26 protein-coding genes are annotated in these 24,428 nt (G+C 70.8%); 8 read left to right on the top strand and 18 right to left on the bottom strand.

Annotated features, from left to right (window positions below; translation table 11 throughout):
• Window positions 1–543: 543 nt before the first annotated feature.
• Window positions 544–1,506 (bottom strand): LacI family DNA-binding transcriptional regulator, encoded by a 963-nt coding sequence (locus tag OHA21_RS11270; RefSeq protein WP_328472966.1) that lies wholly within the window; start codon window positions 1,504–1,506, stop codon window positions 544–546.
• A gap of 33 nt (window positions 1,507–1,539) precedes the next feature.
• Here OHA21_RS11270 and OHA21_RS11275 point away from each other — a divergent pair, with 33 nt between their 5' ends.
• Window positions 1,540–2,061, top strand: coding sequence for a hypothetical protein (locus tag OHA21_RS11275; protein ID WP_328472968.1), 522 nt, complete (start codon window positions 1,540–1,542; stop codon window positions 2,059–2,061).
• A gap of 1 nt (window position 2,062) precedes the next feature.
• Here OHA21_RS11275 and OHA21_RS11280 read toward each other — a convergent pair whose 3' ends face one another.
• The 4 genes from OHA21_RS11280 to OHA21_RS11295 all read right to left on the bottom strand — a co-directional run bounded on the left by OHA21_RS11280 (window position 2,063) and on the right by OHA21_RS11295 (window position 5,213).
• The gene (locus OHA21_RS11280) at window positions 2,063–3,310 is read right to left on the bottom strand and encodes an alpha/beta fold hydrolase (RefSeq protein ID WP_328472970.1); all 1,248 of its coding nucleotides are present in this window, start codon (window positions 3,308–3,310) and stop codon (window positions 2,063–2,065) included.
• A gap of 5 nt (window positions 3,311–3,315) precedes the next feature.
• Window positions 3,316–3,618 (bottom strand): DUF6313 family protein, encoded by a 303-nt coding sequence (locus tag OHA21_RS11285; RefSeq protein ID WP_328472972.1) that lies wholly within the window; start codon window positions 3,616–3,618, stop codon window positions 3,316–3,318.
• Between the two features lie 16 nt (window positions 3,619–3,634).
• Window positions 3,635–4,039 (bottom strand): DUF6313 family protein, encoded by a 405-nt coding sequence (locus tag OHA21_RS11290; RefSeq protein WP_328472974.1) that lies wholly within the window; start codon window positions 4,037–4,039, stop codon window positions 3,635–3,637.
• 133 nt (window positions 4,040–4,172) lie between these two features.
• Complete coding sequence (locus OHA21_RS11295) at window positions 4,173–5,213, bottom strand: hypothetical protein (protein WP_328472976.1); 1,041 nt, start codon at window positions 5,211–5,213, stop codon at window positions 4,173–4,175.
• Between the two features lie 209 nt (window positions 5,214–5,422).
• Here OHA21_RS11295 and OHA21_RS11300 point away from each other — a divergent pair, with 209 nt between their 5' ends.
• Genes OHA21_RS11300 through OHA21_RS11310 form a run of 3 tightly spaced genes read left to right on the top strand, consistent with a single transcriptional unit; the run spans window position 5,423 to window position 7,703 of the window.
• A complete protein-coding gene (locus tag OHA21_RS11300) occupies window positions 5,423–5,812 on the top strand; it encodes a GntR family transcriptional regulator (RefSeq protein ID WP_328472978.1) in 390 nt (129 codons plus the stop codon).
• Window positions 5,809–6,690: an ABC transporter ATP-binding protein gene (locus OHA21_RS11305; RefSeq protein WP_328472981.1), complete on the top strand. Its 882-nt coding sequence runs from the start codon at window positions 5,809–5,811 to the stop codon at window positions 6,688–6,690. Before OHA21_RS11300 ends, OHA21_RS11305 begins: the two co-directional genes overlap by 4 nt.
• Complete coding sequence (locus tag OHA21_RS11310) at window positions 6,687–7,703, top strand: hypothetical protein (protein ID WP_328472983.1); 1,017 nt, start codon at window positions 6,687–6,689, stop codon at window positions 7,701–7,703. The genes OHA21_RS11305 and OHA21_RS11310 overlap by 4 nt, the downstream gene beginning before the upstream one ends.
• Before the next feature lie 107 nt (window positions 7,704–7,810).
• Here OHA21_RS11310 and OHA21_RS11315 read toward each other — a convergent pair whose 3' ends face one another.
• The 8 genes from OHA21_RS11315 to OHA21_RS11350 all read right to left on the bottom strand — a co-directional run bounded on the left by OHA21_RS11315 (window position 7,811) and on the right by OHA21_RS11350 (window position 16,177).
• Entirely contained in the window at window positions 7,811–8,089 is a 279-nt protein-coding gene (locus tag OHA21_RS11315; protein ID WP_328472985.1) for a hypothetical protein, read from the bottom strand.
• Window positions 8,090–8,133: 44 nt separating this feature from the next.
• Window positions 8,134–9,393: a prolyl oligopeptidase family serine peptidase gene (locus tag OHA21_RS11320; protein WP_328472987.1), complete on the bottom strand. Its 1,260-nt coding sequence runs from the start codon at window positions 9,391–9,393 to the stop codon at window positions 8,134–8,136.
• A gap of 75 nt (window positions 9,394–9,468) precedes the next feature.
• On the bottom strand, window positions 9,469–11,016 hold the full coding sequence (locus OHA21_RS11325) for a sensor histidine kinase (RefSeq protein WP_328472989.1): 1,548 nt from the start codon (window positions 11,014–11,016) through the stop codon (window positions 9,469–9,471).
• Window positions 11,017–11,047: 31 nt separating this feature from the next.
• Window positions 11,048–12,532: a glycosyl hydrolase gene (locus tag OHA21_RS11330; RefSeq protein WP_328472991.1), complete on the bottom strand. Its 1,485-nt coding sequence runs from the start codon at window positions 12,530–12,532 to the stop codon at window positions 11,048–11,050.
• 131 nt (window positions 12,533–12,663) lie between these two features.
• A complete protein-coding gene (locus OHA21_RS11335) occupies window positions 12,664–13,359 on the bottom strand; it encodes a hypothetical protein (protein WP_328472993.1) in 696 nt (231 codons plus the stop codon).
• Window positions 13,360–13,391: 32 nt separating this feature from the next.
• On the bottom strand, window positions 13,392–13,643 hold the full coding sequence (locus tag OHA21_RS11340) for a hypothetical protein (RefSeq protein WP_328472995.1): 252 nt from the start codon (window positions 13,641–13,643) through the stop codon (window positions 13,392–13,394).
• 750 nt (window positions 13,644–14,393) lie between these two features.
• A complete protein-coding gene (locus OHA21_RS11345) occupies window positions 14,394–15,035 on the bottom strand; it encodes a response regulator transcription factor (protein WP_328472997.1) in 642 nt (213 codons plus the stop codon).
• Window positions 15,032–16,177 (bottom strand): sensor histidine kinase, encoded by a 1,146-nt coding sequence (locus tag OHA21_RS11350; protein WP_328472999.1) that lies wholly within the window; start codon window positions 16,175–16,177, stop codon window positions 15,032–15,034. Before OHA21_RS11350 ends, OHA21_RS11345 begins: the two co-directional genes overlap by 4 nt.
• A 146-nt stretch (window positions 16,178–16,323) precedes the next feature.
• Here OHA21_RS11350 and OHA21_RS11355 point away from each other — a divergent pair, with 146 nt between their 5' ends.
• Window positions 16,324–17,349: a DUF418 domain-containing protein gene (locus tag OHA21_RS11355; RefSeq protein ID WP_328473001.1), complete on the top strand. Its 1,026-nt coding sequence runs from the start codon at window positions 16,324–16,326 to the stop codon at window positions 17,347–17,349.
• A 326-nt stretch (window positions 17,350–17,675) separates the two neighbouring features.
• Here OHA21_RS11355 and OHA21_RS11360 read toward each other — a convergent pair whose 3' ends face one another.
• Both OHA21_RS11360 and OHA21_RS11365 read right to left on the bottom strand, forming a co-directional pair.
• Window positions 17,676–18,386: a rod shape-determining protein gene (locus OHA21_RS11360; RefSeq protein ID WP_328473003.1), complete on the bottom strand. Its 711-nt coding sequence runs from the start codon at window positions 18,384–18,386 to the stop codon at window positions 17,676–17,678.
• A gap of 57 nt (window positions 18,387–18,443) precedes the next feature.
• On the bottom strand, window positions 18,444–18,773 hold the full coding sequence (locus tag OHA21_RS11365; RefSeq protein WP_328473005.1) for a TraR/DksA family transcriptional regulator: 330 nt from the start codon (window positions 18,771–18,773) through the stop codon (window positions 18,444–18,446).
• 476 nt (window positions 18,774–19,249) lie between these two features.
• On the opposite strand from OHA21_RS11365, the gene OHA21_RS11370 reads away from it, so the two are divergent.
• Window positions 19,250–19,915: a DUF4097 family beta strand repeat-containing protein gene (locus OHA21_RS11370; protein WP_328473007.1), complete on the top strand. Its 666-nt coding sequence runs from the start codon at window positions 19,250–19,252 to the stop codon at window positions 19,913–19,915.
• 27 nt (window positions 19,916–19,942) lie between these two features.
• On the top strand, window positions 19,943–21,163 hold the full coding sequence (locus tag OHA21_RS11375; RefSeq protein WP_328473009.1) for a serine hydrolase domain-containing protein: 1,221 nt from the start codon (window positions 19,943–19,945) through the stop codon (window positions 21,161–21,163).
• A gap of 9 nt (window positions 21,164–21,172) precedes the next feature.
• Here the strand turns inward: OHA21_RS11375 and OHA21_RS11380 are convergent, their stop codons facing one another.
• Both OHA21_RS11380 and OHA21_RS11385 read right to left on the bottom strand, forming a co-directional pair.
• Window positions 21,173–21,655 (bottom strand): GNAT family N-acetyltransferase, encoded by a 483-nt coding sequence (locus OHA21_RS11380; RefSeq protein ID WP_328473011.1) that lies wholly within the window; start codon window positions 21,653–21,655, stop codon window positions 21,173–21,175.
• A 121-nt stretch (window positions 21,656–21,776) separates the two neighbouring features.
• Entirely contained in the window at window positions 21,777–22,649 is an 873-nt protein-coding gene (locus OHA21_RS11385) for a bile acid:sodium symporter family protein (protein ID WP_328473013.1), read from the bottom strand.
• A gap of 138 nt (window positions 22,650–22,787) precedes the next feature.
• Between OHA21_RS11385 and OHA21_RS11390 the strand changes: the two genes are divergently transcribed.
• A complete protein-coding gene (locus tag OHA21_RS11390; protein WP_328473015.1) occupies window positions 22,788–23,363 on the top strand; it encodes a dihydrofolate reductase family protein in 576 nt (191 codons plus the stop codon).
• Here the strand turns inward: OHA21_RS11390 and OHA21_RS11395 are convergent.
• Window positions 23,348–24,055: a helix-turn-helix domain-containing protein gene (locus OHA21_RS11395; protein ID WP_328473017.1), complete on the bottom strand. Its 708-nt coding sequence runs from the start codon at window positions 24,053–24,055 to the stop codon at window positions 23,348–23,350. The two genes, OHA21_RS11390 and OHA21_RS11395, sit on opposite strands and share 16 nt — an antisense overlap.
• Window positions 24,056–24,428 lie beyond the last annotated feature (373 nt).

A 24,428-nucleotide genomic window follows, 5' to 3' on the forward strand; every position in this document is an offset into this window, starting at 1 on the left:
ACCCCACGGTAACGACCCACCCGCCCGGCCGCGCCGATCGCCACCCACCTGCCCGGCCGTGCCGATCGCCGCCGGCCCGCCCGGCCCGCCGATCGCGCCGGCCCGCCGGCCGTGCCGCCCGGCTGCGGCGCGGCAAGGCGCTGCCGGCCGGAATGCCCTTTGGCCTGGCTGACGCCCAGCGCTGCTTCCTGCCGGTTGAAGCAGCCCTGGTGGTCAGCTGGGTGGTCTAGCTGTCGCTCAGTGCTGTCTCGTGCCGGTTGTGGCAGTGCTGGTGGTCAGCTGGGTGGTCTCGGCTGTCGCGGAGTGGCGTTTCCAGCCCGCGGAAGCAGCGCTGGTGGTCAGCCGGGGTTGCCCGGCTGGCGTTCCGCGTTGCTTGCGCGGTCGCCAAAGGCGTTGTCGGCCGGACGGGTCCGGCGCGAGGCGGGGGGCAAGCTGAGTTACCGGCGTGCGCCATGGCCGGGGAGGCGAGCCGCCGTTCATGGGTGCTACGACGGCTCGGTTGCTGGTGTGGGGACGGCTGAGCTGGCGGGGGAGCGGCCGCTGTCAGCTGGAGCCGCGCACTGTCAGGGAGGTTGGCAGCCGGGCCGGGGCCGGCAGGCCGGGGTCCAGCAGGTGGTGCACCGCGGACGCTGCCTCGTCCTCGACCGGCATGTAGACCGAGGACAGGTCCGCGGCCTCGGCCAAGGCGCTGCCGTCGAAGCCGACCACCGCGACGTCGTCCGGGACCCGTCGGCCTGCCTCGCGCAACGCCTGCAGCACGCCCATCGCGGTCACGTCGCAGGCCGCGAACACCGCGTCCAGACCCGGCTCCCGGGCCAGCAGCTGCTTGGTGGCCGCATAGGCCGTGGCCCGGGTGAAGTCACCGTCCACCGCGGTCACGGCCTGCGCGACACCGGCCATCACCCGCAGGAAGCCGGCCCGGCGTTCCTGCGCGCACGGCGTCGGCGGGCCGAACACCGCGCCGATGCGGCGCCGGCCGGTCGTGACCAGGTGCAGGGCGGCCTGGTAGCCGCCGCCGTCGTTGTCCGGGGCGACGAAAGCCACCCCGGGCGCCGAGCGGCCCAGCGACACCGTCCGCGTACGCCGCGCGTAGGCAGCGCTCGCCGCACCCGGCATGTTGATCAGTAGTCGCCCGAACGGCGGGTCCGTGTCGCCGGCCGGCGGTTCCGGAACCCGGCGTACGTCCAGCGAGATCTCCTGCCCACCCAGCGTCCGCATCGCGCCGGTCAGCACCCGCCCGTAGAACGGCTTCGCGCTCATCGCCGCCGGATCCGCGTCGACGATCAGCACCTCGATGCGCTCACGCCGGCCCGCGCCGCCCCGGCCGGTCGCCAGCGCCCGGGCCACCGCGTGCGGTTCGAACCCGAGCCGGGCCGCCACCGCGCGCACATGCTCCCGTACGGTCTCCGAAGTGCCGTACGCGCCGTTGATCGCGCGGGACGCGGTGGCCCGCGACACGCCGGCCACCCGGGCGACGTCGGCGAGGGTGGGACGCCGTTGATCCATGACCTTGACGATATCGCTGATGGGGAGCACGTGATGCCGGCGCTGTACGACGATCTGATCAGCACCGCCTACGGCCAGTTCTACGTCACCAGCGATTTCGACGACGAGCCCGACCCGACTGAGGCGTTCCCCGGCCAGGCCAACGGTTTGTGCGGCGCCCAGGTGCCCGGCGGGCTGTTCCTGGTCACCGGCCGCCACGACGGAAAGGTGCAGCTGCGGGTGGAGCTGCGTGACGGCCCGCCGCCGGAGGACGGGTGGGAGGAGATCGTCGAGGTGTCGTTCACCCCGGTCAGCGACGAGGTAACCCTGATGACCTGGCACGTGGACGAGTACCCGCTGCCCGGCCTGCAGGCGGGAGTGGCGTACCGGGTCCGCTACTGCGCCCGCGGCATGGACGAGGCGACTGGCTACCACGGCCCGCGTGAGGGTGTGGAACCCATCGATCACTACTTGCTGGCGTTCTGGCCGGCCCCGCCCGAAGCGGACCGCGTCGTCCGCCGCACCAGCCGCGCCGCCGCCTACTGGCACGACGAGGGCTTCACCCGCTCCACCTGACCTACTGCAGCAGATAGTCGATCTGCTGGCGCAGGAAGCTCGGGTCGAGCAGTTCGAAGTGGCCGGACCGGGACCAGCCGAAGTTGTTCGGGCTCAGTCCGAAGTCGAAGGCCTTGTCCCGCAACTCCATCAGCAGGTCCTTCTCGCCCAGCGACAGCAGCACGAAGATTCCGCTGCATATCTTGGTCAGTTGCGTGAGGTACTCGACGAATTGCTCGACACCGTCCTGGTCCTCCCACACCTTACGGATGTCCTGCGCGTGCCGGCGTACCTGGTCCATGTCCTTGTTGGCTGCCTTGAAGACGTAGGAGCACAGGTAGCGCAGCTCCTCGATGCTGGTCGCCGATGTCAGCAGGTCCTTGAATTGCTGCAAAGGCTGGTCCACGTCGACATCGGCGATTCTCTTCGAGATCACCATGGTGTCCCGATTGATGTTGGGATCGAGCAGCAGCACCCGGTGGATCTGCAGGTCCCGGAGAACGTCACCGGCCAGCTTGGAGAGCATGAGGATGATGTCGGCGCCGACCGAGAAGCCGACCAGCGAGATGCGCTTTCCCGGATGTTGCGCCTGAAGGTGGCGAATGGCCCGGGCGAACAACTGGGCGTGCGACTCGAGGGAGATCGGCGAGTATTCCTCGTCGTCCTTGTCGTCGGGGTTGAAGCCGTACAGAGTCAGGGCCACGGCGTTGTACTGGGTCTCGGCGAGATAGGCCCGGAAGTCCGTCGCGTCCAGCCCGAGCCCGTGCACGAGCACGACCAGTTCGTCGGATTCGCGTTTGGCCTCGAGGTAGTGCAGCACGCCGTGGCCGGGTGTGTGCTCCCCGGTTCCGAGCATGCGCAGTGTGTCCGGCGACAGCTGGATGACGCCCTCGGTCACCCCGGTCAGCTGCTTGCGCCGCAGCAGCGCCCAGTAGATACCGAGGCTGGACAGCCCGGTGACGGCCGCGGCGGCGACCGGGGCCACCCCGGATGCCGGCGCCGCCATCAGCCAGCCGGCGGCCGCCCCGAGCAGCACGCCCAGGGCGCCGGCGATGAAAGCGAATCGGCCGGGCAGCCGCCGGTCAGCGGCGTGAGCATCGGTACGCCCGGCGAGCCCGTCCGAGCGCAGCGCGTGCTTCACCTCCCCGGCGACGACCCGCGCCTGACTGTCCAGGTGCTCGCGGTCACCGTCGGGATATGCCCGTCTCAACAGGTCCCGGCTCAGCCTCCGGAAGCTGCCCGGGGAGCCGGAGTGTCGTTCCGACGTCATGCGTTTCACCTCCGCCACCAACTCCAGGGCCGAATCCACCGTCTGCGCGTCGGTGCGAAGACGCATTCCGGGCACCGTTCGCGCAGATCGGTGCGTTCGAGCAGGGTCACCGTCGCGGCGACCGCTTGATAAATCGCCCGGCGCCGCGTCGCATTGGCGTCCACGGCGTCGGTGTTGAGCACTTTGGACACCAGGATCTCCCAGTGCTCCTCTGCTGTTTTCCATTCTTCGTCGTGCAGCTTCACGAAGCGTTCGACGAAGTCGTTCGGTACGTTGAAATTGGCGGTCCGGCGGCTCAGATGCGCCAATCTCGGGATCATCGCGCTATTCATCGCGGTCCTCGGCGTACAATGCGGCGGCGCTTGTCTTGCGGCGGGAGTTGATCGAGGCGCTGAGAACGTAGCCGGCGATGGCGCCCGCAATTCCGGGTGCCACCAGCCAACCGGCCATCGACAGGAGCCACGCCGCGACAGGATGTGCGGTGTCGGCCGGCGAGGTGATGGCGATGCTCACGTCATACGATTTCCGCCAGCCGATGAGGACGCCGTTCAGCAGAAACAGCAAGGCGTACAGAACAACGAAGGGGAAGCCGCGGAAAAGTAGCCAGAATTCGAGCCCGCGGTGCTGTCCGGCCGACCGCCACCTCCGCCGGAGATAGCCCCATGGCGTCTCCGGCGGAGCCGATGAAAGATCTGTTTTGTTGTCGCCGTCGTCGGTTCGGCTGGACATGGCATGACGTTACCGCAGCGATGCCACCACATTGATGGAGATCATATTAGGTGTAATGATCTCCGGTGCGTCCGCGATGATTGTTTTCGGTCACCGGCTACGGTCGTCGCGCCGCTCGAGCGTGGCCGACGGATCAGAGGAAGTCACGCCGGAAGGCGTCGAAGTCGCTGCCCGCGGTCACCTTGCCGATGCAGTGGCCGTCGGAGACCTCCCCGATGTCTAGCGGGGTGGCGTCTCCGGGGTGGTAGGCGCGGATGGCCGCACCCGGTGTCAGGAGATCGCCGGTCGGTTCCAGGCTGACGAAGAGTCCCTGCGGAGGCAGCGCGCCGACGACAGCCGCGATGATCGTCTCTCGGGCCGCCTGCTCGTACTGGTAGAGGACGAAGCTGCAGGTCACGACGTTGAACCTGTTCTCCCGCAGGAAGCGGGCCAGCTTGTCCGGCCCGAGCAGGTCGACATCGGCCATGTGCAGTTTCGCGTCGAGAACCTCGGGTTGGTCGAACGCCCAGGCCAGTTCCTCGTACCGCTCGTCGTAGTACGCCGAGGGGCCGTAACAGTGCCGGATCCAGGCCTTGTCCTCGACCGGCGTGCGGTCGACGCCCCACCGCTCCGCGTAGTCGACCTCGACGAACGACGGCTCCCAGCCCTGCCAGGTGAGGCCCGGGGCGAAGCGTTCATAGTTCGACCGGCTGTTCAGTTGGCGCGGCAGCAGGCCGGCTCCGGTGCCCAGATCCGCGAGCCGCACCGACATTCTCGTCCGAGCCGCGAAGTGCGAGATCAGCACCTGTGGAATGAGAAATCGGCGAGCGCTGGAGAATGAGTTCTGCCGGGTCAGCACGCGCTCAAGAATGGTCTTCCGGTTGTCGTCGATCTCGTCCCGGAGAACTTCTGCGCGCTGCTCGACCGGGAGTGTCCTGTCGAAGACGGGGGCGTTTCGCCAATCGCCTGACATCTCCTTCAAGGCGATGCACAAAAGCGTGACGAAATGCGAGACCGTGAGGCTGGGCCGGTTCTCGTAGCACGTTTCGGTGATGCGTGTCAGTGGCCCGTGACCCGCCTTTTCCTCCGCCGCGAACAGGCTGTCCAGAACCGCGTAGAACGGATGCCAGCCGTGGTCGTGCGGGTGCCGCTGCAAGTCTCTCAACGTGCTGCGGACCTCAGCGGTCGTGGCCATTGACGTCGTGCCTGCCTTCGGGTCAAACGAGTGCGGTGGCGGGAGGCTAGCACGCTGTGCCGCCCGCGGGGTCTTTAGCATCGCACCGGCTGACAAATTCACGCCCAGGGAATCCCTAAACGCGCGAGGCATTCGGCAGCGGCGCGGGGTAGCGGCCGGCCCAGCCCTGTGTCTAATGTACTAGGTAACTAGTGGAACGGGGTGGTGTGGTGATCGAGTTTCATCTGGACTCGCGGTCCGGGGTAGCGCCCTACATGCAGCTCATCCAGCAGGTGCGGCACGCTCTGCGGCTCGGCGTCCTGCACGAGGGCGACAAGCTGCCCACCGTCAAAGAGGTGGTGGGCCAGGTCGCGATCAATCCGAACACGGTGTCGAAGGCCTACCGCGAGCTCGAGTACGAAGGCCTAGTCGTCGCGCGGCCCGGGCTGGGCACCTTCGTCACCCGTACGCTCGGCGGTGACTCGCTGGCCCGGCATGAGCCGCTGCGGCAGAGTCTGGCGGGCTGGCTGTCCGAGGCCCGCGAGGCCGGGCTGGACGACGAGAGCATCGAGGCGCTGTTCCTGAGCACGTTTCGTGCGTTTTCGGAGGCCCGGGCATGACTAGCGCGCTCACGGCGGAAGGGCTGACCAAACGGTACGGGCGACGCACCGCCCTGTCCGACTGCACCCTCGACATCCCGGCCGGGCATGTCGTCGGCCTGGTCGGGCCGAACGGCGCCGGCAAGTCGACCCTGCTGCAGCTGGCCTGCGGGCTCCTCGATCCGACCGCGGGGCGGATCGAGGTGCTCGGCGAGCGGCCGGTCAGCGGGTCGGCGCGGATCGGGTTCGTCGCTCAGGACACCCCGGTCTACGCGAGTCTGACCGTTGCCGAGCACCTGCGGATGGGCGCGCACCTCAACCCGGCCTGGGATGCCGAGCTGGCCGGGCGCCGCATCGCCCAGGTCGGCCTGGATCCGGCGCAGAAGGCCGGCAGACTCTCCGGCGGCCAGCGTGCCCAGTTGGCCCTGACCGTCGCCGCCGCGAAACGGCCCGAGCTGCTGCTGCTCGACGAGCCGGTGGCCGCTCTCGACCCGCTCGCCCGGCGCCATTTTCTGCAGGGCCTGATGGAGCTGACCGCTGAGCAGGGCATGAGCATCGTGATGTCCTCGCACCTGGTCGCCGACCTGGAGCGGGTCTGCGATCACCTGATCGTGCTGGTCGAGTCCCGGGTCCGGGTGGCCGGCGACGTCGACGACCTGCTGGCCGGCCACCACCGGCTGGTCGGGCCGCGCCGCGACGCGGCCGAGCTGGGCGCGGGACGAGCCGTGATCGAGCAGAGCCACACCGACGTGCAGTCGACGTTCGTCGTGCGTAGCACCGCGCCGATCAACGACCCGTCGTGGCAGGTCGACCGGCTCGACCTGGAGGACATCGTCCTCGCGTACATGAGTGGCGCCGCCACCACCGGATCGCAGCGACTCGCGGAGGCTCACCGATGATCTGGATGACCTGGCGGCAGTTCCGGGCTCCGGCCCTGGTGACCGGCGCCCTGCTGCTGATCCTGCTGGCCGGCCTGGCGCTGACCTGGACGCAGGTGACCGATGCGGCCACGCGGAGCGGGTTCACCGGCTGTCAGGCGGACGAGTGCCTCGCGGCCGGCGAGACCTTCCTGCAGGCGGTGCGCCAGAAGGTGGCCGGCGAGCTGCACCTGGCGGCGATCGTGGCGCTCCTGGTGCTGCCGGTTCTGCTGGGCATCTTCTGGGGCGCGCCGCTGGTGGCACGCGAACTGGAGACCGGTACGTACCGGATGGTCTTCACCCAGTCGGTGAGCCGCGGCCGCTGGCTGCTGGTCAAGCTGGCGGTCGGCGGCGGCGCCGCCGCGCTCGGCGCCGGCCTGCTCAGCCTGATGCTGAGCCGGTGGGCGCAGCCGATCGACGCCGCCTCCGCGGACCGGCTGAACCCGCTGGTGTTCAGCGCCCGCGGTCTCGTGCCGGTCGGCTACGCGGCGCTGGCGTTCGTGCTCGGCGTGACCGTCGGGCTGCTGCTGCGGCGCACCCTCGCCGCGATGGCGGTGACCCTGCTGCTGGTCGCCGGGGCCCAGCTCGCCGGGCCGCTGGTGGTACGCCCGTGGCTGGCCCAGCCGGTCACCTCGACCGCGCCGCTGGAGGTGGACGGGCACTACGGGATCTCGTTGAGCCCGGACACCGGCGAGATGCAGCTGCACGTCGAACCCGACCTGCGCGGCGTCTGGATCCTGGAGAACACCGTGGTCACCTCGACCGGAGCGAAGTTCACCGGTCCGGCGGACATGACCCAGTGCGGTCCGGAGGCGCCGCGCGACCACGAGACCTGCCCGCCGTGGCTGACGGCGCAGAACCTGAGCCAGAAGCTCACCTATGTGCCGGGCGAGCAGTTCTGGCCCCTGCAGTGGCGCGAGTTCGGCCTGCTCATCGCGCTCACCGCGGCCCTGTCAGCCTTCTCCCTGTGGTGGATCCGGCGCCGGCTGACCTGACCGCGATTCTCGGACGGCGCCGGCCGACCTGACTGCGATTCTCAGACGGCGCCGGCCGACCTGACCGCGGGTGATCAGAATGGCGCCGGCTGACCGGACCAGGGTGATCAGAACGGCGCCGGGCCGCTGCCGGCGAGCGACACCAGGATCTGCGTGGCGAGCAGCTTGCGCACGCCGGTGACCGCCACCGGCCCGGTCCGGTCGTAGGGCAGCTCCAGCTCCAGCCCGTCGGTCGCGTTGCGGATGTCGTCGCTGATCTGGTCCGGGCGGAACGTGCCGCCCCAGCCTTCGACACCGCCGCGCTGGTGGGTGCTGAGCGAAGCCATGCCGGTCACGGGTGTCCCGTCGGCGAGGGTCAGCCGTGCCGGACCGGAGTACGTCGTCATAGTTGCCAACCGTAGCTGGCCGCCGCGCGACAGCTGACTGCCGGTCAGCGTCGCCGGGCGGCCATCCACTGCCAGATGTGGGTGCCGTCGATGCTGGGATCGTTGCGGGCCACGTAGATCCACGACCAGTGGCCGGGGAACCGGTGGCCGTTCCAGACGACCTGGTCGTACAGGGTCAGCAGCGAGTTCGGAATCAGCTCGTGGGCGTGCACCGTGTTCGGTTGCGGCGGCACGGTGTCGTCGTCGAGGGACGTGACGAGCCAGGTAGGGGTGCTGATCCGGGCCAGCTCGGGGTCCGGGATCAGCGGCGGGGCGCCGGCTTGCAGGGAGGCCACAACACCGCAGATGGGTACGGACGACGCGAACAGCCGCGGGTACACGGTGGTCATCTTCATGCTCATGTAGCCGCCGTTGCTGCAGCCCACCACGGAGATCCGTGCCGGGTCGACGCGGCGCTTACGGACCAGGTCGCCGATGATCTCGCGGATCAGCGGGGCGAACCGGTCGCCGTCCTCCATCCAGTACGACGTGCTCTGCGGAGCGACCACGTAGGCACCGCCGAAGATCCGCTGTCCCTCGGGAGTGGCGAACCCGAGGGCGCCGCGGTTGGCGCGCAGGGTCGTCTCGTTGTCGTAGTAGCCGTCCGGCAGTGACGCGCCCTCACCGCCGCCGTGCAGCCAGACGACCAGCGGTCGCCGGCCGCGGTGGTGCTTGGGGGAGTAGAGCCGGTATTTCATCCCGGAGCGGGACCGGTGGTAGCTGAAGGCGTCCACCTCGGGATTGGACAACCGGCCCTGCTCGAACCGGGAGATGGTGACGGGACGGCCGCCGCGTACGGTGATCGGGCTGTTCTGAGTGATCGTGTAGACGAGGTCCAGCCGGACGTTGCGGCCGCGGCTCACGATGTAGCCGAGTGTGCCGCCGCCGACCTGGCCCTCGGCGTGACTCAGCTCCAGGACGATGTCGCCGCGCCGGTCGAGGCGGGCCGCGGTCACCGTACGATCAAGGTCGTATTCGCTGAAGATCAGCTCGCCCGGCGCCAGCGGGATCGGGCTGGTGGCCGTGGCGTGCACGCTGAACGTGCCGGCCGTCAGGCCGCCCGGATCGATCCGCCCGAGCCGGGCGGTGTGCAGGGTGAGCGAGGTGATCTGCTCGCCGCCGTCGAGGGTCTGGGCATTGAGCGTGAAACCCACTCCGGTACGCGGTGGCCCGCCGGCCCGGGCGGCGGCGCCGGGGATCGTCAGGCCGGCGGCGACACCGGCGCCCGCGGCCAGAGCAGCGCGGCGACTGATCGGCATGGTCATCGCGGGGCCTCCCTCTAGTGAAGCCTGTCGATGGCTGCAACGTATCGCGCCCGCCACACCCCCGCAACGGCCCGGTCAACCAGCGGGCAGGGTCACGACAAAGGTGGCGCCGCGCGGCTCGTGCGGCTGGTAGCCGACGTGCAGGCCGCCGGCGGTGGCCAGCTGGTGGACCAGGTAGAGGCCGAGCCCGGTGCCGGGTTTGGTGGTGGCCACCCCGCTGCCGGCCCGGGTGAACCGGTCGAACAGGTCGCCGACGAACTCCGGCGGCACCCCTTCGCCGTGATCGCTGACGTGGACGTGCACCTGCGCCCCGTCGCGGATCACGGCGATCTCGATCGGCGGCTGGCCGTACTTGACGGCGTTGCCGATCAGGTTGCCGAGGATCAGTTTCAGGCAGGCCGGGTCCGCCCTCGCGGTCACCACCTCCGGGGCGGTCATCGTGATCCGCTGCTCCGGGTCGGCGCCGAGCTCGGCGACCGCCTCCCGCACGGCGCGGTGCACGTCGAGCGGCACGGGCTGCACGGTCAGCACCCCGGAGTCGAGCTGGGCGAGGGTGAGGATCTCCTCGACGATGCCGTCGGCCCGGTGCCCGCCCGCGGTGATGCGCTGCACGTACCGGTGCTTCAGGTCCTCGTCCAGGTCCGACCACTCGTCGAGCAGCGTGTGACCGTACGTGACGATCGAGCTCAGCGGCTGGCGTACGTCGTGGCTGAGCATGGTGATGAAGTCGGTCATCTGGCTGTTGGCGTGCTGCAGGTCCCGGCGGCTGCGCCGAGTCCGTGCGACCGCGGCGACGACCAGCAGACCGGCCCCGGTCGCGGTGATCACCGCGACCTTCGTGCCGGCCTCGGCCACCGCGACCGGCCCGTACAGATAGTCCTCGCTGATCGCGCCGGTCAGCCGCCACGGCGTGCCCGGCACGGGATGGGTCACCTGCCGCCACCAGCGTCCGTCGCGCCAGAACCGGCCGGGCCTACTGCCGCTCGCGGCGTCGAGCGGCACGCCGTTGACCGCCCGGTTCGCGGCCACCGGGCGGCCGGCCGGGTCGACCATGTGCAGGGTGACCTCGGTCAACGGCAGCGCGGACAGGTACGCCGACAGCGGGCTGTTCGCGATCTCCACCGAGCCGGCGAGCACCCGCCGCCCGGTCCCGGTGTCGAACGGGACCGCGAAGTTCACCACCGGCACGGCCTGCGCGATCGAATCGAGGACCGGCGAGACGGTGGGGACGCCCTGACGTACCGCGTCGGCCAGGTGCGGATAGCGACTGGTCAGATCGGTGCCGGCCGGGTATGCCCCGGCCGGAGCGACCTGCAGCGTGCGGCCCCGGCTGTCCAGCAGCACCGCCGCGGGGAAGCCCAGGCCGGTGGCGAGGCGGGTGAAGTCGGGCGCGCTGATCGCCGGCCCGCTGAGGTAGGCCACCGCCTGGGTCCGCTGCCGTTGCACCCGGTCGTCGACGTAGGCGGCGACGAAGTTGGCCACCAGGCCGATGCGCTGGCCGAACCGGGCGGCCAGGCCGTGATGGTTGGCGCGTTCCATGGCGAGCATGCCGGCCGCCCCCGCGGCGGACAGCACCAGCCAGATCACCAGCGGCAGGACGAGGAATCGCCACCCGGCCCGCATATACGTATGATACTCATTTTTCGGATAAAGTTCAGTTCATCGTGACGTCGTCGAACCAGACCGTCCCGGTGTTGTCGCCGGACTTCAGATGCAGCTGGACGCCGGCCGCCCGGTCTGGCGCCAGGGTGTCCACGGCCAGCTTGGTCCAGCCGGTGTCGCCCGCCGGAAGCCGGTTGGACAGCGTCTGGCTGATCCACTTGCCGTCCGCGTCGAACCAGCTCAGGCACAGCTCGGTGGTCCCGGTGGCGGCGGTGCCCCGGGCGTACGCCTGCGCCCGCCACCGGTACCCGGGCTGGACCGGAGTGATCGGCGCGGTCCGCAGCGACGGCAGCCCCGCAGCGGTACGGGTGGTCTTCGTGAACCGTGCGGCGTACTTCCCGGTCCGCGCCGTGCCGGTGACGACCGTGGCCGCGCCCGCCTCCGGCAGGTTCTGCCGCCACGGCGAGTTGCCCGCAGCCGACTCGAAGCCCAGGTTCAGCACGCTGTTGGGGGTGTCGCCGGTGGTCCAGGCGCCCCGCACCACGGACGCGGACACCTTCGCCGTGCCGTCGGCCCGGTAGAGGCCGAAGCGGTACTGGGCGGCAACCGTCGAGACCGCCGACTGCTTCGGGATCGCCCCGGCGGCGAAGTCGTTGAGCGTCCACGGCGCCACCGAACCGACCCCGGCCTCGCTCGCCGCCCGGAACACCCGGGCCAGGAACGCGGCCTGCTCGCCGTCACCCGCGGCCGCACTGCTCAGACCGGTCTCGCCGATCACGATCGGGCTTGGTGCGACCGCGGCCTGCGCCTTGCGGATCTCGGCGAGCGCCCGTTCCGAGGCGCCGTAGAAGTGGAAGTCGTAGTAGTCCAGCGGCGTCTTCGCCAGCGCTGTCTTGATCTTCGCCATGCCGGCGGCCCCGGTCTGCCCGTCGACCGACAGGGTCAGCGGCATGCTCGGGGCCAGCGCGCGGACCGCCGGGATCAGCTTGCGGACCCAGGTCACCGCGGCGGTGTCGGCGGGCTGGAACTCGTTCTTCAGTTCCACGCTGATCACCCGCGGGTCGGTGGCGTACGGGCCGACGACCGCCTTCGCCCAGGTGATGCTGTTGGCGGTGTCGGTGTAGCCGTCCCACCAGTCGAACAGGGTGAGTTTGACGGTCAGCCCGTGCCCGTCCGCGATGCTGATCAGCTTGCGCAGCCGCTCGAGGTAGGTGGCTGTCGGCTTCGGATAGCCGAACGTCTGCGGGAAGAGGATGACCCGTACGTTGTCGGCGCCCAGCGCCGCGGCCTTCGCCAGATCGGCCTCGATCTTCGCCGCGTCGAAGTTCGTCCACATCGCCGACCAGCCGGCATGCGACGGGTAGTAGTTGATCGTCTTCGCGGCGCGTACCGCGGTCATCCGGCTCGCCAGGGTCGGCGCCGCCGAGGCCGCGATCGTGCCGGTGGGGCCGGTCGCCGCGGAGGCGGGCGCCGGCGGCAGCGCCAGGCCGAGCAGCAGCGGGCAGGCCAGGGCGGCGCCGAAGCGAGAGGTCTTCATGCGGGGTCGTCGTCCGATCGGTCGCGTTCCGGGGAAGCGACCTCACCCATCGGCGTGCCGGGCAGCGGTAGCAGGGCTCGGCTGATGGCAACGAGGGTGCAGGTGTGGTGCGCAACCCTGCCGGCGGCCGGTCAGGCGGTCTGCTGGACCCAGCTGCGGCGGGCGGCGGCGACGGCACGACGTTCCCGGCCGGGTGCGATGGCGCTCTGGCCGGCGGCCCGGGCGGCCGCGGCGTCCGCCTCGCGGCGCAGGCTGTCGCGGGCCGCGATCGCGAGCTCGGCGTCGTGCCACGCGGTCTGCTCGGCGGCGACGGCCTGCCGGTACAGGTGGTAGCGCACGGCGGCGATCGCCCGGTGCAGCACCAGCTCCTGCTCCACCGGGTGCAGCCGTGGGTTCCAGCCGCCGTGCCCGGCGGCCAGGTCGGCCATCACCGTGGCCGGCAGATCACCACGGCCGACGGCCGCAGCCACCGCACGGTGCAGGAATCGCTCACGGTCGGCATATTCCGACGGGGTGTGAAAACTGAGGGGTACGCGGAACGCGGCGCCCGCCCGGGTCCGCTCCCACTGCTGCTCGGCGTCCTGCCAGGCCTGCCATGCCTCGTCGGCGTGCTGCTCGCTCTGCCGCCAGACATGCTGCCACCGCTGGGCGGCGTCGTCGGCGCGAGTGGCCGCCACCCGCACCTCGTCGGCGTACCGCTGCGCCTCGGCCGCGGTCTCGCGCCGCAACCGGGGGCCGGCCAGCAGCAGCGCCGCCGGCAGGGACAGAACGGTCAGGAAAGCCCGCAGGGCCACCGTCGGCAGAGCGCGCGATGAGTCCAGGGCCACGCGGTCCACCGTACCCATCGATCGGTGATCCTTCATGGGCCGCGGAGCGTGACGTGCAACATGTACCGGTGGCACAGCAGACGCGGCGGATCGCCGTGGTGGGTCTCCTCGATTCCGGCGAGCGTGACAAATTGCCGCTCATCGTGGCCGGGATCCGGGCTGCCGGCCATCTGCCGCTCCTGGTCGACGCCGAACTGTTCGCCGCCGGCCAGTGCCGGATCGACGGTCAGCCGGCCGTGGTCGGCGCGGGCGCTGTCATTCTGGACGGCCTGCACGGCCGGCATCGGGCTTTGGACGGTTCGATCCGTGAGGTCACTGTCGACGGTGTCACCGTCCTCAGCGCGACCGGCCGGCCTGCTGGGCCGGTCCCGGTCGACGCGGTGTGGCCGGACGCGCTGGACATCGGCCGGCGCCGCGACTTCGAAGGGCTGTACCGCCAGCTCGCCGCGCATCGGGTCGCGACGCTGGCCGGTAGCTGGGAGTCGGTGCTGAACGCGACCTACAAACACCGGACGCGCCGCGTGCTCCGGGTGCCGCGGGGCCGGCCCGTCACGGCGGCGGTCCGCAAGGCGCAGCGGCCCACCTCGGACGGTGAACTCTGCCTGATCGAGGAGGACGTGTGCGGACTGGTGGCCGACGCGCACGGCCGGCCGCATCGGGCCGATCTCGCCGTCACCGTGCTCGACGGGCGGGTGGTGCACGCTGTCGTGCGTACCCAGAGGGCTTCAGGTGTCCCGACCAACAGTGCCCACGGCGGGCAGTCGACCGCGCTCGACCCTTCGCTGTTGCCCGAGGATGTCCGCCGGATCGCCATGGATGCGGTGACGGCGACCGCCGGGCGTTACGGCAGTGCCGACATCTTCGGCGGGTTTGCGGCGCCCGGGTTACTGCTCTGCGGACCCGGCGGCCGGTCCTCGGCGAGATCAACAAGATGCCGGGTGGGCGCAGTCCCGGTTTCGCCGAGCGGGTCTTCGGCCCGCTGGTCGCGGCCTATGTCGAGGAGACCAGCCGGCGCCGGAAGCCGTCGTAGGGCCTCAGTCTGCTGGGCGCAGGCCGGCTCGATGGCCCAGAAGAGCAGCCTCGGTACGGTTGTCACAGCCCAATTTGACCAGCAGCCTCGAGACATAGCCCTTCACCGTCGCCTCGGACAGGTGCAGGCGGTGGGCGATCTGCTGGTTGGAGCGGCCGGCGATCAGGCTGGTCAGCACCTGCTCCTCGCGGTCGGTGAGCGCGTCGATCAGGTTGCGGGCGCGCAGATGGTCGGCGGTGCCGTTGAGCAGCCGTTGCGCCGCGGCCGGGGACAGGACGGTGTGCCCGGCCGCGGCCACCCGGACCAGGTCGACCAGGTCGTCGGGCGACGTGCATTTGAGCAGGAAGCCGACGGCGCCGGCGCGCAGGGCCCGCAGCACGTACTCGTCGAGGTCGAACGTGGTCAGCGCGACGATCCGGGGCGGCTGGGGCAGGGTGACGATGCGTTCGATCGCGGTGAGGCCGTCGACGCCGGGCATGCGCAGGTCCATCAGCACCACGTCGGGCCGCAGCCGGACCGTGGACTCGACGGCGTCGGCGCCGTCGTACGCCTCGCCGACGACCTCCAGCTCCGGGGTGGCCGACAGGATGATGCGCAGGTGGGCGCAGACCATCCGCTCGTCGTCGACGACCAGGACGCGGATCATCGGGGCGCCCCGGTCGGCACATAGGCGGGCAGGGTGGCCCGGACCGTGAAACCGCCGTCCGGTGCGGGCTGGGCGGTGAGCGTCCCGCCGACCACCTCCACCCGATGCCGCAGCCCGTCCAGCCCGCTGCCGCTGCCGGCCGCGGTGAGCGCGGTGTCGGGCCGCCGGCGTGCGGGGGAGTTGGACACGGTCGCGCGAACTCGCTGCTCGCCGTAGTCGACGGCCACGGTCGCCTGCGCGCCGGGCGCGTGTTTGTGCACGTTGGTCAGCGACTCCTGAACCACCCGGAACAGCGTGCGCCGCACTGCCGGCGCAGCCGTCGCCGGATCGCCGTGCTCGTCGAGCCGCACCGTGAGCCCGGCCGCGCGGGAGTCCTCCACCAGAGTGGCCAGCATCGGCGCTCCCGCGGTGTCGTCGACTCCGGTCGCCGTCCGCTCGCCGCGGCGGAGCACGCCGACCAGGTCCCGCAGCTCCGCGAGGGCCTGGCAGCCGGCCACCCGCAGCTCCTCGGCGGCCACCCGGGCGGCCGGGTCGGTGGTGCTGACCCGCAGCGCGCCGGCCTGCAGCACCATCAGGTTGATGCGGTGGGTGACCACGTCGTGCATCTCGCCGGCCAGCCGGATCCGCTCGTCGGCGCGGGCCTGTTCGGCCAGCAGCAGCCGTTCGCGTTCGGCGCGTTCGGCCCGGTCGGTGAGCTGGGCCACCAGGCTGCGCCGGGCCCGGAAGTACATGCCGAGCAGCGCCGAGAAGACGATCACGGCCGGTGCGGTGAACGGGTCCTCGATCGCCCAGGCCTGCGCTCCCACCAGGAACGCCACGGTCAGGGCCGCGATCGAGGCCCACTGCCGCCAGCGGCCGCCGGCGCCGTAGGCGGTGACCGCGTACGGCACCAGCACCGCCGCCCAGGCCGGCGCGAACAGGCTGATCGCGGCGATCACCAGCGCTGCCGTGTACGGGTGGCGGCGGCGCACCAGCAGCATCGCCGCGGCGGCGACCTGCGCTGTCACGTACACCCAGGTCGGGGCGGCGAGGTGTTTGGTGGCCAGATCCGGGTCGGCGAGCTCCAGCCCGCTGCCGACCGCCGCGGCGACACCGGCCAGCAGCACGTCGACCGCGACCGGAACCACCCGGCTGCGCACCATGGCTGCAGGGTAACCGAGGTATCGACGGTCGGCTCGCTGTGCGGAGGTGGCCGCGACGAAGCGACCGCCGGCATGCGACGAAAGTAGGTCGCGGTCGCGACCATCACCGCTGACCCGGTACGCGCCACCCGCGCTGGAATCAAGTCATGACTGTCGACAGCGCGCCGTCCGCCCGCGATGTGTCCACTGCCGGACCCCGCATCCACGCGCTCGACACGCTGCGCGGCTTCGCGCTCTGCGGCATCCTGATCATCAACATCTACCAGCAGGTGGTGTTCCGCGGTGCGGCGTCCGGCACGGCCACGCGGATGCCGGTCCCGGTGCAGCTGCTGTTCTACGAGCGCTTCTACCCGATCTTCTCGATCCTGTTCGGCATCGGCTTCGGGATCTTCCTGCGACGCGCCGCGCTGCGCACCCGCCGGCCACGCGTGATCCTGGCCCGCCGGCTGGTGATCCTGCTGCTCATCGGGGCCGTCCACTTCCTCCTGCACCCGGGGGAGGCGCTTACGGCGTACGCCATCGCGGGTTTGATCGTGCTCCTGCCCCTGAGTTTTCTGGGCGGCCGCGCCGCCCTCGTCGTCGCGCTGGTCCTGCTGTTCGCCGGTGCCCAGCTGGTGGTCGGGTACGGGCCGATCCCCGGCCTGCTCGCCCTCGGATACGCCCTGGCCATGCTCGGTGTCCCGGTCGCGCTGGAACGCCGCACCGGTCGGGTGGCGATCGCGTTCGTCCTGTTCGCCGTCCTGACCACCCTCTGGATCGTCCTGGCGGTCCGCGACGTCGACCGGCCGTTCGTCAACGTGATCGGTGGTCCCGGCGGCGGGGTCAGCCTGCTCGACCCGCTCGCCGGGATCGTCACCGGCCTGGCCTACTGCTGCGGCCTGCTCCTGCTGCTGAACACGCCGCTGGGCCCGGCGCTGTCCGCGGTGCTGTCACCGATGGGCCGGATGGCGCTGACCAACTATCTCTCCGCGACCGTGTTGTTCCTGCTCGCCGGCCCCCTGCTCGGCATCGGCAGCGTCCGCGACCTGCCCGCGATCGTCGGCCTCACCGTGGCGATCATCGTGCTGCAGGCGGTGTGGAGTGTGCTGTGGCTGCGCCGGTTCCGCTACGGGCCCGCCGAGTGGGTCTGGCGGTGTCTGACCTGGTGGCAGCGCGCCCCGATCCGCCGGTGAGGAGCGCGGCATCTCCGCCCACGTCACCTTGCCGGTGCCCAGCCGGTTGGTGCCCCAGATCCGGGCCCGGCTCGTCACCGGCGACAGCGGCCGGGGCGGGCGCGGGTCGCGGTCGACGACCTCGATCAGGATCGCGTCGTCGCGGCAGCTGAGGATCAGCTCGGCGCCGCCGGTGTGCCGCAGGGCGGCGCGGACGAGTTCACCGGCGACCGTGACGGTGTCGTCGAGCAGTCGCGGTGGCACCGTGCCGTCGAGGAACCCGCGGACGGACTCCTGAACTTTGAGGTGCCCGGCCGGGCCGGTCAACGACATCCAGAGCTGGTTGCTCAAGACTTACGGAACGCGGGGTGGCGCAGCGCGGACATCGCGGCGCGGCCGGCGCCGTCGAGCGCGGCGGTGCGGGGTGCCGCGGCCCGGTGCACGCGCAGGCCGCAGGCGCGGGACAGGATCCCGGGCAGGGCGGGGTGCAGCGCTCCGTCGCCGACCAGCAGCAGGCCACGCTCGGTGGCCTCGGCCAGGTGGCCGGGGTCGGCGCCGGCGCGCAGGTGGTCGAGGTGGCGTACGACGATGTCGCTGAGCAGGTCCACGTCGGCGTCACGACCGAGGTCGCGGGTGCCGAACTCGGCGCGGCGGGCTGCGACGACGCGGCCCTGCCGCAGCAGCGCGGTCTCGGTGAGCTCCGCGCCGATGTCGGCGATCAGCAGGGTGCCGGCGGCGGCGCCGGCGCCGATCGCGGCGGCCCGCACGGAGTCGATGAGGATGGTCCGGCTCGGGGCGAAGGCGGTCTCGATGACGGTACGCAGCTGTGCCTGCTCCGATGCGGACGCGCCGACCGGTTGACAGGCGACGACGACGTCCGCGGTGACGGGCTGCGCGTATTCGTCGGCCAGGCGGGTCAACAGCGTCACACAGCTGTCGACGTCGACGACACGGCCGCGGCGTACCGGGCCGTTCGGGTGGGCGGCGCTGACCGCGCCGTGGTCGGCTGCCCAGATTCCGGCGGTGGCGCTACCCAGATCGACGGCAAGTGCCGGCATGGGGAAAGTCCTTTCGTAAGGGGGTGCGGGGGCCGCCGAACCGGCGGCCCCCGTCGCTCAGCGGTGGTGTTTCTGCTGGCAGGGCACGCAGAACTTGGCGTGCGGCAGAATTTCGAGGCGCTCGACCGGGATCGCGGTTTCGCACCGCTCGCAGCGGCCGTAGGTGCCCTCGGCGATGCGGCGCAGCGCGCCGGTGATCTGCTCGAGGCTCTGGCGGGTGGCGGCCAGCAGCGCTGCCCGGTCGTGGGCCTGAGAGGGATCGCCGGTGTCCGCGGTGATTTCGGTGAGTTCCTTGAGCCGCGCGGTCTGCACCGCGAACTCCTCGCTCAGCGAGGCGCGTAGCTGGGATTGCCGTTCCTGATCGGTGAAGCCGATGTCGACGCTCAACGTCTGATCCTTCCGGGAGAAAAGAAAAAGGGCCGAAGCTGATGAGCTTCGCCCTGGCGGTCGGTGACGTGGTGCACGTCCGCCGGTGGGCCGCGGCCGGTCGGGGTCGGCCGGTGGGCAGCACCGGATGCCGTCACCGTGGTGACGGCAAGCGAGGACGTCCTCACCTCCGGCATCCGACCACCATAGGTTGGCCGCCACGACAAAGCCAGGCGATTGCCGATCGTGAACCTGTCGCTCAACGATCCGTTCCCCAACGCGTCGTTGATCCCGCGGCGCGCAGACGGAATCTTGATAAGCGTTCACCTTCCTGCCATTGCAACGAGGACGTTGCGTTAGAAATTGTCTCGTTGCAACGATCTGCTGATCGTGAGCTGCTGTTACACGATTGATGTGCAACAAATATCTTGCCAGGATTGCGAACGCAACGTAGCGTTTCGAATATCAGAAAGCACGAGCGAGCAACGGAGAGCGCAATGCAGACCTTCACCACCCCCGCCCCGATCACCGTCGTCCTGACCATCCCCGCCGGCCGCGTCCAGGTCATCGCCTCCGACCGCGGCGACACGACCGTGGAGGTCCGGCCCGCGGATGTCGGCAAGAGCCGCGACGTGAAGACCGCCGAGCAGACCACAGTGGCGTACGCCGACGGCGTCCTGCGGATCCACACCGAGGAGCACGCGAACCGGCTGCTCGGCCACACCGGGTCCATCGAGGTCACCGTCCAGGTGCCCGCCGGCTCCGATGTCCAGGCCAAGACCGCCAGCACCGAGCTGAGCGTCGCCGGCCGCCTCGGGGACCTGGCGTTCGAGGGCGCGTACCGCACCATCAAGATCGATGAGGCGGCGACCGTACGGCTCACCGCGATCGACGGCGACGTCGAGGTCGGCCGGCTCACCGGGGCCGCGGAGATCAGCACCGAGCGCGGCGACATCCGGATCGACGAGGCGGTGACCGGCGCGGTCGTGCTCAACACCGGGTCCGGCGACATCTCGGTCGGCGCCGCACTCGGCGTCTCCGCCGCCCTGGACGCCGGCACCGGACACGGCCGCGTCAGCAACGCCCTCAAGAACAACGGCGCCGCCGACCTCGCCATCCGCGCCACCACCGGCTACGGCGACATCACCGCCCGCAGCCTCTGACCGCCACCGACCTCAGGGAGACACACCATGGAACACGGCTTCACCAAGTCCGGCCTGCACCGCCTGCGCGACGTGCTCGAAGGCCATGTCGAGTCCGGCCGGATCCCGGGGCTGGTCGCCCTGGTCAGCCGCGGCGACCAGACCCACGTCGAGACGATCGGCTCGATGCGCCACGACGGCGGTCCGCCGATGCGACGGGACACGATCTTCCGGATGGCGTCGACCTCGAAACCGGTGTCGATCGCGGCCGCGATGATCCTGCTCGACGAATGCCGGCTGCGGCTCGACGACCCGGTGCAGCAGTGGCTGCCCGAACTCGCCGACCGGCAGGTGCTCACGAGCCTCGACAGCCCGCTCGACGACACCGTGCCGGCCCGCCGCCCGATCATCGTGCGCGACGTGCTGACCTCGACGTTCGGGCTCGGCTTGGACCTGACCGCGACCGGCAAGCCGATCATGAACGCGATCTTCGAGCAGGGGCTCACCCCCGACCTGCCGCAGCCGATGCCGGAACCGGACGAGTGGATGCGCCGCCTCGGCGCCCTGCCGCTGATGCACCAGCCCGGTGAACGCTGGCAGTACCACATCGCCAGCGACCTGCTCGGCGTGCTCGTCGCCCGGGTCACCGGGCAGCCGTTCGAGACGTTCCTGCGCGAGCGGATCTTCGAGCCGCTGGGCATGACGGACACCGGCTTCCACGTACCGGAAGCCGACCTCCACCGGCTGCCGCCGCTGTACGCCCCGGACGCGGCCACCGGCGAGTTCCACGTCTGGGACCCGGCCGAAGATGGCCGGCACAGCCGTCCGCCGGCGTTCCCGGGCGGCGGCGGTGGACTCAACTCGACCGTCGACGACTACCACGCGTACTTCCGGATGCTGCTCAACGGCGGCAAGCACGGCGGTGAGCGGATCCTGTCCCGGGCCGCCGTCGAGCTGATGACCACCAACCGCCTGCTGCCCGGGCAGCAGGCGGCCCGCGAGGAACTGGCCCGCAACAACGTGCACCTGTCGTTCGGCCAGGGCCAGCACGGCGGCTGGGGGTACGGGATGGCGGTGCGCACGTACCGCGGTGACTACGCGCCGGTCGGCCAGTTCGGCTGGGACGGCGGCAGCGGCACCTCCACGTACGCCGACCCGGTCCACCGGGTCACCGGGCTGCTGCTCACCCAGGTCGGGATGTCCGTACCGAACTCGGCGCACCTCATCCACGACTTCTGGACCACGGTCTACCAGGCCATCGAGGACTGAGCGCCGCGCTCACAACTCCCGGTAGTAGTAGGTGACCGGGAACGGTGTGCAGCCGAGACTCTCGTACAGGCTGCGGGCGGGGGCGTGGAACGCGTCCCCGCCGGTGCCGATCTCGACCACCTCGGCGCCGGCGGTGCGCATCGCGGCGAACGCGTGCTCGCACAGCTCCCGGCCGGCACCGGTGCGGCGCTGCCCGGCAGCCACGGCCAGGTGCGAGATCCCGCCGTTCCGGCGCGCCGGATCGACGCTCCAGGCGACATAGCCCGCGATGTCGCCGTCGACCTCGGCCACGGCGACATGCTTGTGCTCGCCGGGAACATGAAGTTCAGCGACCTGCGTACGGTAGTCGCCGCGCCAGTCGCCGTGCTGGTTGGTGAAGATGACGTCGCCGACCGCGGGCCGGAACGACTCCTCGAAATAGGGCCGGAACGTGTCGATGGTCAGCTCGACGAGCCGGGCCAGGTCATGCGGAGTAAACGGACGAATCAACATGGAAGAGGACGCCTTTCGCTGAGGGGATGGACAGAGGGCCCCTCAGCGGCGGCTACGGCCGGCGGCGAAACATTCCATGGGAGGCATCAAAACGCCGCCGCCGGCAACATCGCAACCGCATTTACACCGGGACCTGCTCCTTCCGGCGGGTGACCAGGAACCCGAAGGCGGCCGCGGTGAAGAACATGAGGATGCCGTACACCGCGGCGGGAATCGCCATCTCGGTGCTGTTCAGCAGGGACGGACTGACGGCGATGGTGATCGCCAGGGTGCTGTTGTGGATGCCGATCTCCATGCCCGCCGCGATCGACTCGCGCCGGGGCACACCGGCCAGCCTCGGTGCGCCGTACCCGATCGCCAGGCTGGCCACGTTGAAGATGAGCACCGCGATGCCCACCGCGACCACGTAGTCCGCGACGTTGTCGCGTTCCTTGATGATCGTTCCGGCGATCACCGCGACCAGCACGATCACCGACAGGATCTTGACCGGCTTGGCCAGGCGGTCGGCGAGATCCGGGAAGCGTGCCCGCACCGCCATGCCGATGGCGACCGGCACCAGCACGATGGCGAAGACCTGCAGCACCTTGTCGAACTGCAGGCCCAGCGAGCCGGCGTCGTCGAGGAAGTACCCGGCCGACAGGTTCACGATGATCGGCAGCGTGACGACCGCGAGCACCGAGTTGACCGCGGTCAGTGTCACGTTGAGCGCCACGTGCCCGCCGAAGAGATGGCTGTACAGGTTGGCCGTCGTGCCGCCGGGCGACGCCGCGAGCAGCATCATGCCGACCGCCAGCTCGGGCCGCAGGTCGAGGGCGACGACCAGCCCGAAGCAGAGCACCGGCAACACCAGTGCCTGGCAGACGAGCGCGATCAAGGCCGGTTTGGGATAGCTGACGACGCGGCGGAAGTCGGCCACCGTCAGGCCGAGTCCCAGGCCGAGCATGATGATGCCGAGCGCGATTGGCAGCCCGACAGCGGTCAATGGCGAGTCCATGGCGCAGGATTGTGCCTCAGGTCACAGACGTGAGGAATCCTCAATTCAGCCGTCGTTTCTGTACAAGACTGCGCCGCCACTGGTTCCTAGCATGGAGTTCGGGCGCTTCGCTCCACCTGTCGACGAAGGGGACATTCCATGCGTGAGCTGGTCTACACCGGTTTCATGTCGCTTGACGGCGTCGTGGACTCGCCGGGTGGCGGGCCGGGCGAGGAACACCGCAGCGGCGGCTGGGTGTTCAAGGACATCGAGTTCCTGCCCGAGGCCTTCGCCCTCAAGGGTGAGGAGCTCGCCGACACCACCGCGCTGATGTTCGGCCGCCGCAGCTACGAGGCGTTCGCCCCGACCTGGCGGGAGTCCGAGGACCACGCCGCCTACAAGGAGCTGCCCAAGTACGTCGTCTCCTCGAGCCTGTCCGACGACGCGTTGGTCGGCGGCTGGGGCCCGACCACGATCCTGCGCACCACCGACGACGTCGCCCAGCTGAAGAAGACCGACGGCGGCGCCATCTTCATCCACGGCAGCGCCGAACTCGCCCGCCGGCTGTCCGACGCCGGCCTGATCGACCGCTACCACCTGCTGGTCTTCCCGGTTCTGCTCGGCGGCGGCAAGAGCGTGTTCAGCACCGCCGACAAGGAGAAGCAGGTGCTCAAACTGCGCGAGTCCGAGGCGTACCCGAACGGGATCGTCAAAATGGTCTACGAAGTCGGCTGACCCAGATCGAGGGCGAGGGCGCCGCCGGTGCCCTCGCGCAGCTGCCGCGCCGTACGCCCCACATAGCGCCGCAACGCCCGCGCCAGATGCGGCTCGTCGAAGTAGTCCAGCTTCCCGACCGCATCGGCCACCGGCACCCCGGCCGCCAGCAGCCCCGCCGCGGTCCGGGCCCGCCCGATCTGCCGGACCGCACCCCGCGTCAGCCCGGTCGCCGCCCGGAACCGGCGCTCGACAGTCCGCTCCGTCACGTCCGGCCGCCCACCACGCAGAATCTCGGCGACCAGCGGGTCACGAACGATCGCGCCGGCCCGGACCAGCCGCTCCACCAGCGCCTCCGCGTCGTCCGGGCCCGGTGTCTCCCACCGCTCGCCGGCCAGCAGAAACGTGCGGCGGGTGGCGTCCGGGAGGTCGACGCCGGCGTCCACCAGAGCCGGCGTGGGCACGGCCCGCAGCGAGGTGCCCACCGCGAACTCGATCCCGACGAACGCCGCGCCCTCCGGCACCGGCGCCACACCGGTCCCGGTCTCCGGGCCGGAGACGCTGGCGTAGGCCCGGCCCTCCTGCTCGAAGAAGACCAGACCCCAGCTCACCGCCGCCACCGAGGTCATCTCAGTGACCCGGTCGCTGGTGCAGGTCCACACCGAGCCCACCCACGGCGAATCCGATGCCCGAGTCGTGAATCGCAGCCCCACGCAAGCAGGATGTCAGACCAGCTCATCCCGAGCGCTTCTTTGCCGTGGCCTGGCCGCCGGCCCGCACGGCCCGGTGCCGCAGCGCTGCTCCCGCCGCCCAGCCGCCGCTCAGGCATGCTCCCCATCCCGGGGAACCCGCCCTGCCGGCGGCTCGCGCCGCCCAGCCGCCGCCCAGGCATGCTTCCCAGCCCGGGGAACCCGCCCTTGTCGGCGGCTCGTGCGGCCGGGCCGCCGCTCAGGCGTGTTTGGAGGGCGGTGAGGCGTGTCTGGGCGGCGGCTCGTGCGGACCGGCCGCCGCTCGGGCATGCTTCCCGGCCCGGGAACCCGCCTTGCTGGCGGCTCGTGCGGCCGGGCCGCCGCTCAGGCATGCTTC

The organism is Actinoplanes sp. NBC_00393 (genome assembly GCF_036053395.1).
Classification (GTDB): domain Bacteria; phylum Actinomycetota; class Actinomycetes; order Mycobacteriales; family Micromonosporaceae; genus Actinoplanes.

Bases quoted from the DNA above. Each gene is read 5' to 3' on its own strand.
- OHA21_RS11330 (WP_328472991.1), bottom strand. From the start codon at position 12,532: ATGAAGACCTCTCGCTTCGGCGCCGCCCTGGCCTGCCCGCTGCTGCTC.
- OHA21_RS11345 (WP_328472997.1), bottom strand. From the start codon at position 15,035: ATGATCCGCGTCCTGGTCGTCGACGACGAGCGGATGGTCTGCGCCCAC.
- OHA21_RS11355 (WP_328473001.1), top strand. From the start codon at position 16,324: ATGACTGTCGACAGCGCGCCGTCCGCCCGCGATGTGTCCACTGCCGGA.
- OHA21_RS11275 (WP_328472968.1), top strand. From the start codon at position 1,540: ATGCCGGCGCTGTACGACGATCTGATCAGCACCGCCTACGGCCAGTTC.
- OHA21_RS11315 (WP_328472985.1), bottom strand. From the start codon at position 8,089: ATGACGACGTACTCCGGTCCGGCACGGCTGACCCTCGCCGACGGGACA.
- OHA21_RS11375 (WP_328473009.1), top strand. From the start codon at position 19,943: ATGGAACACGGCTTCACCAAGTCCGGCCTGCACCGCCTGCGCGACGTG.
- OHA21_RS11295 (WP_328472976.1), bottom strand. From the start codon at position 5,213: ATGGCCACGACCGCTGAGGTCCGCAGCACGTTGAGAGACTTGCAGCGG.
- OHA21_RS11390 (WP_328473015.1), top strand. From the start codon at position 22,788: ATGCGTGAGCTGGTCTACACCGGTTTCATGTCGCTTGACGGCGTCGTG.
- OHA21_RS11320 (WP_328472987.1), bottom strand. From the start codon at position 9,393: ATGACCATGCCGATCAGTCGCCGCGCTGCTCTGGCCGCGGGCGCCGGT.
- OHA21_RS11270 (WP_328472966.1), bottom strand. From the start codon at position 1,506: ATGGATCAACGGCGTCCCACCCTCGCCGACGTCGCCCGGGTGGCCGGC.
- OHA21_RS11385 (WP_328473013.1), bottom strand. From the start codon at position 22,649: ATGGACTCGCCATTGACCGCTGTCGGGCTGCCAATCGCGCTCGGCATC.
- OHA21_RS11350 (WP_328472999.1), bottom strand. From the start codon at position 16,177: ATGGTGCGCAGCCGGGTGGTTCCGGTCGCGGTCGACGTGCTGCTGGCC.
- OHA21_RS11305 (WP_328472981.1), top strand. From the start codon at position 5,809: ATGACTAGCGCGCTCACGGCGGAAGGGCTGACCAAACGGTACGGGCGA.
- OHA21_RS11310 (WP_328472983.1), top strand. From the start codon at position 6,687: ATGATCTGGATGACCTGGCGGCAGTTCCGGGCTCCGGCCCTGGTGACC.
- OHA21_RS11325 (WP_328472989.1), bottom strand. From the start codon at position 11,016: ATGCGGGCCGGGTGGCGATTCCTCGTCCTGCCGCTGGTGATCTGGCTG.
- OHA21_RS11360 (WP_328473003.1), bottom strand. From the start codon at position 18,386: ATGCCGGCACTTGCCGTCGATCTGGGTAGCGCCACCGCCGGAATCTGG.
- OHA21_RS11340 (WP_328472995.1), bottom strand. From the start codon at position 13,643: ATGCCGGCCGTGCAGGCCGTCCAGAATGACAGCGCCCGCGCCGACCAC.
- OHA21_RS11280 (WP_328472970.1), bottom strand. From the start codon at position 3,310: ATGACGTCGGAACGACACTCCGGCTCCCCGGGCAGCTTCCGGAGGCTG.
- OHA21_RS11370 (WP_328473007.1), top strand. From the start codon at position 19,250: ATGCAGACCTTCACCACCCCCGCCCCGATCACCGTCGTCCTGACCATC.
- OHA21_RS11290 (WP_328472974.1), bottom strand. From the start codon at position 4,039: ATGTCCAGCCGAACCGACGACGGCGACAACAAAACAGATCTTTCATCG.
- OHA21_RS11380 (WP_328473011.1), bottom strand. From the start codon at position 21,655: ATGTTGATTCGTCCGTTTACTCCGCATGACCTGGCCCGGCTCGTCGAG.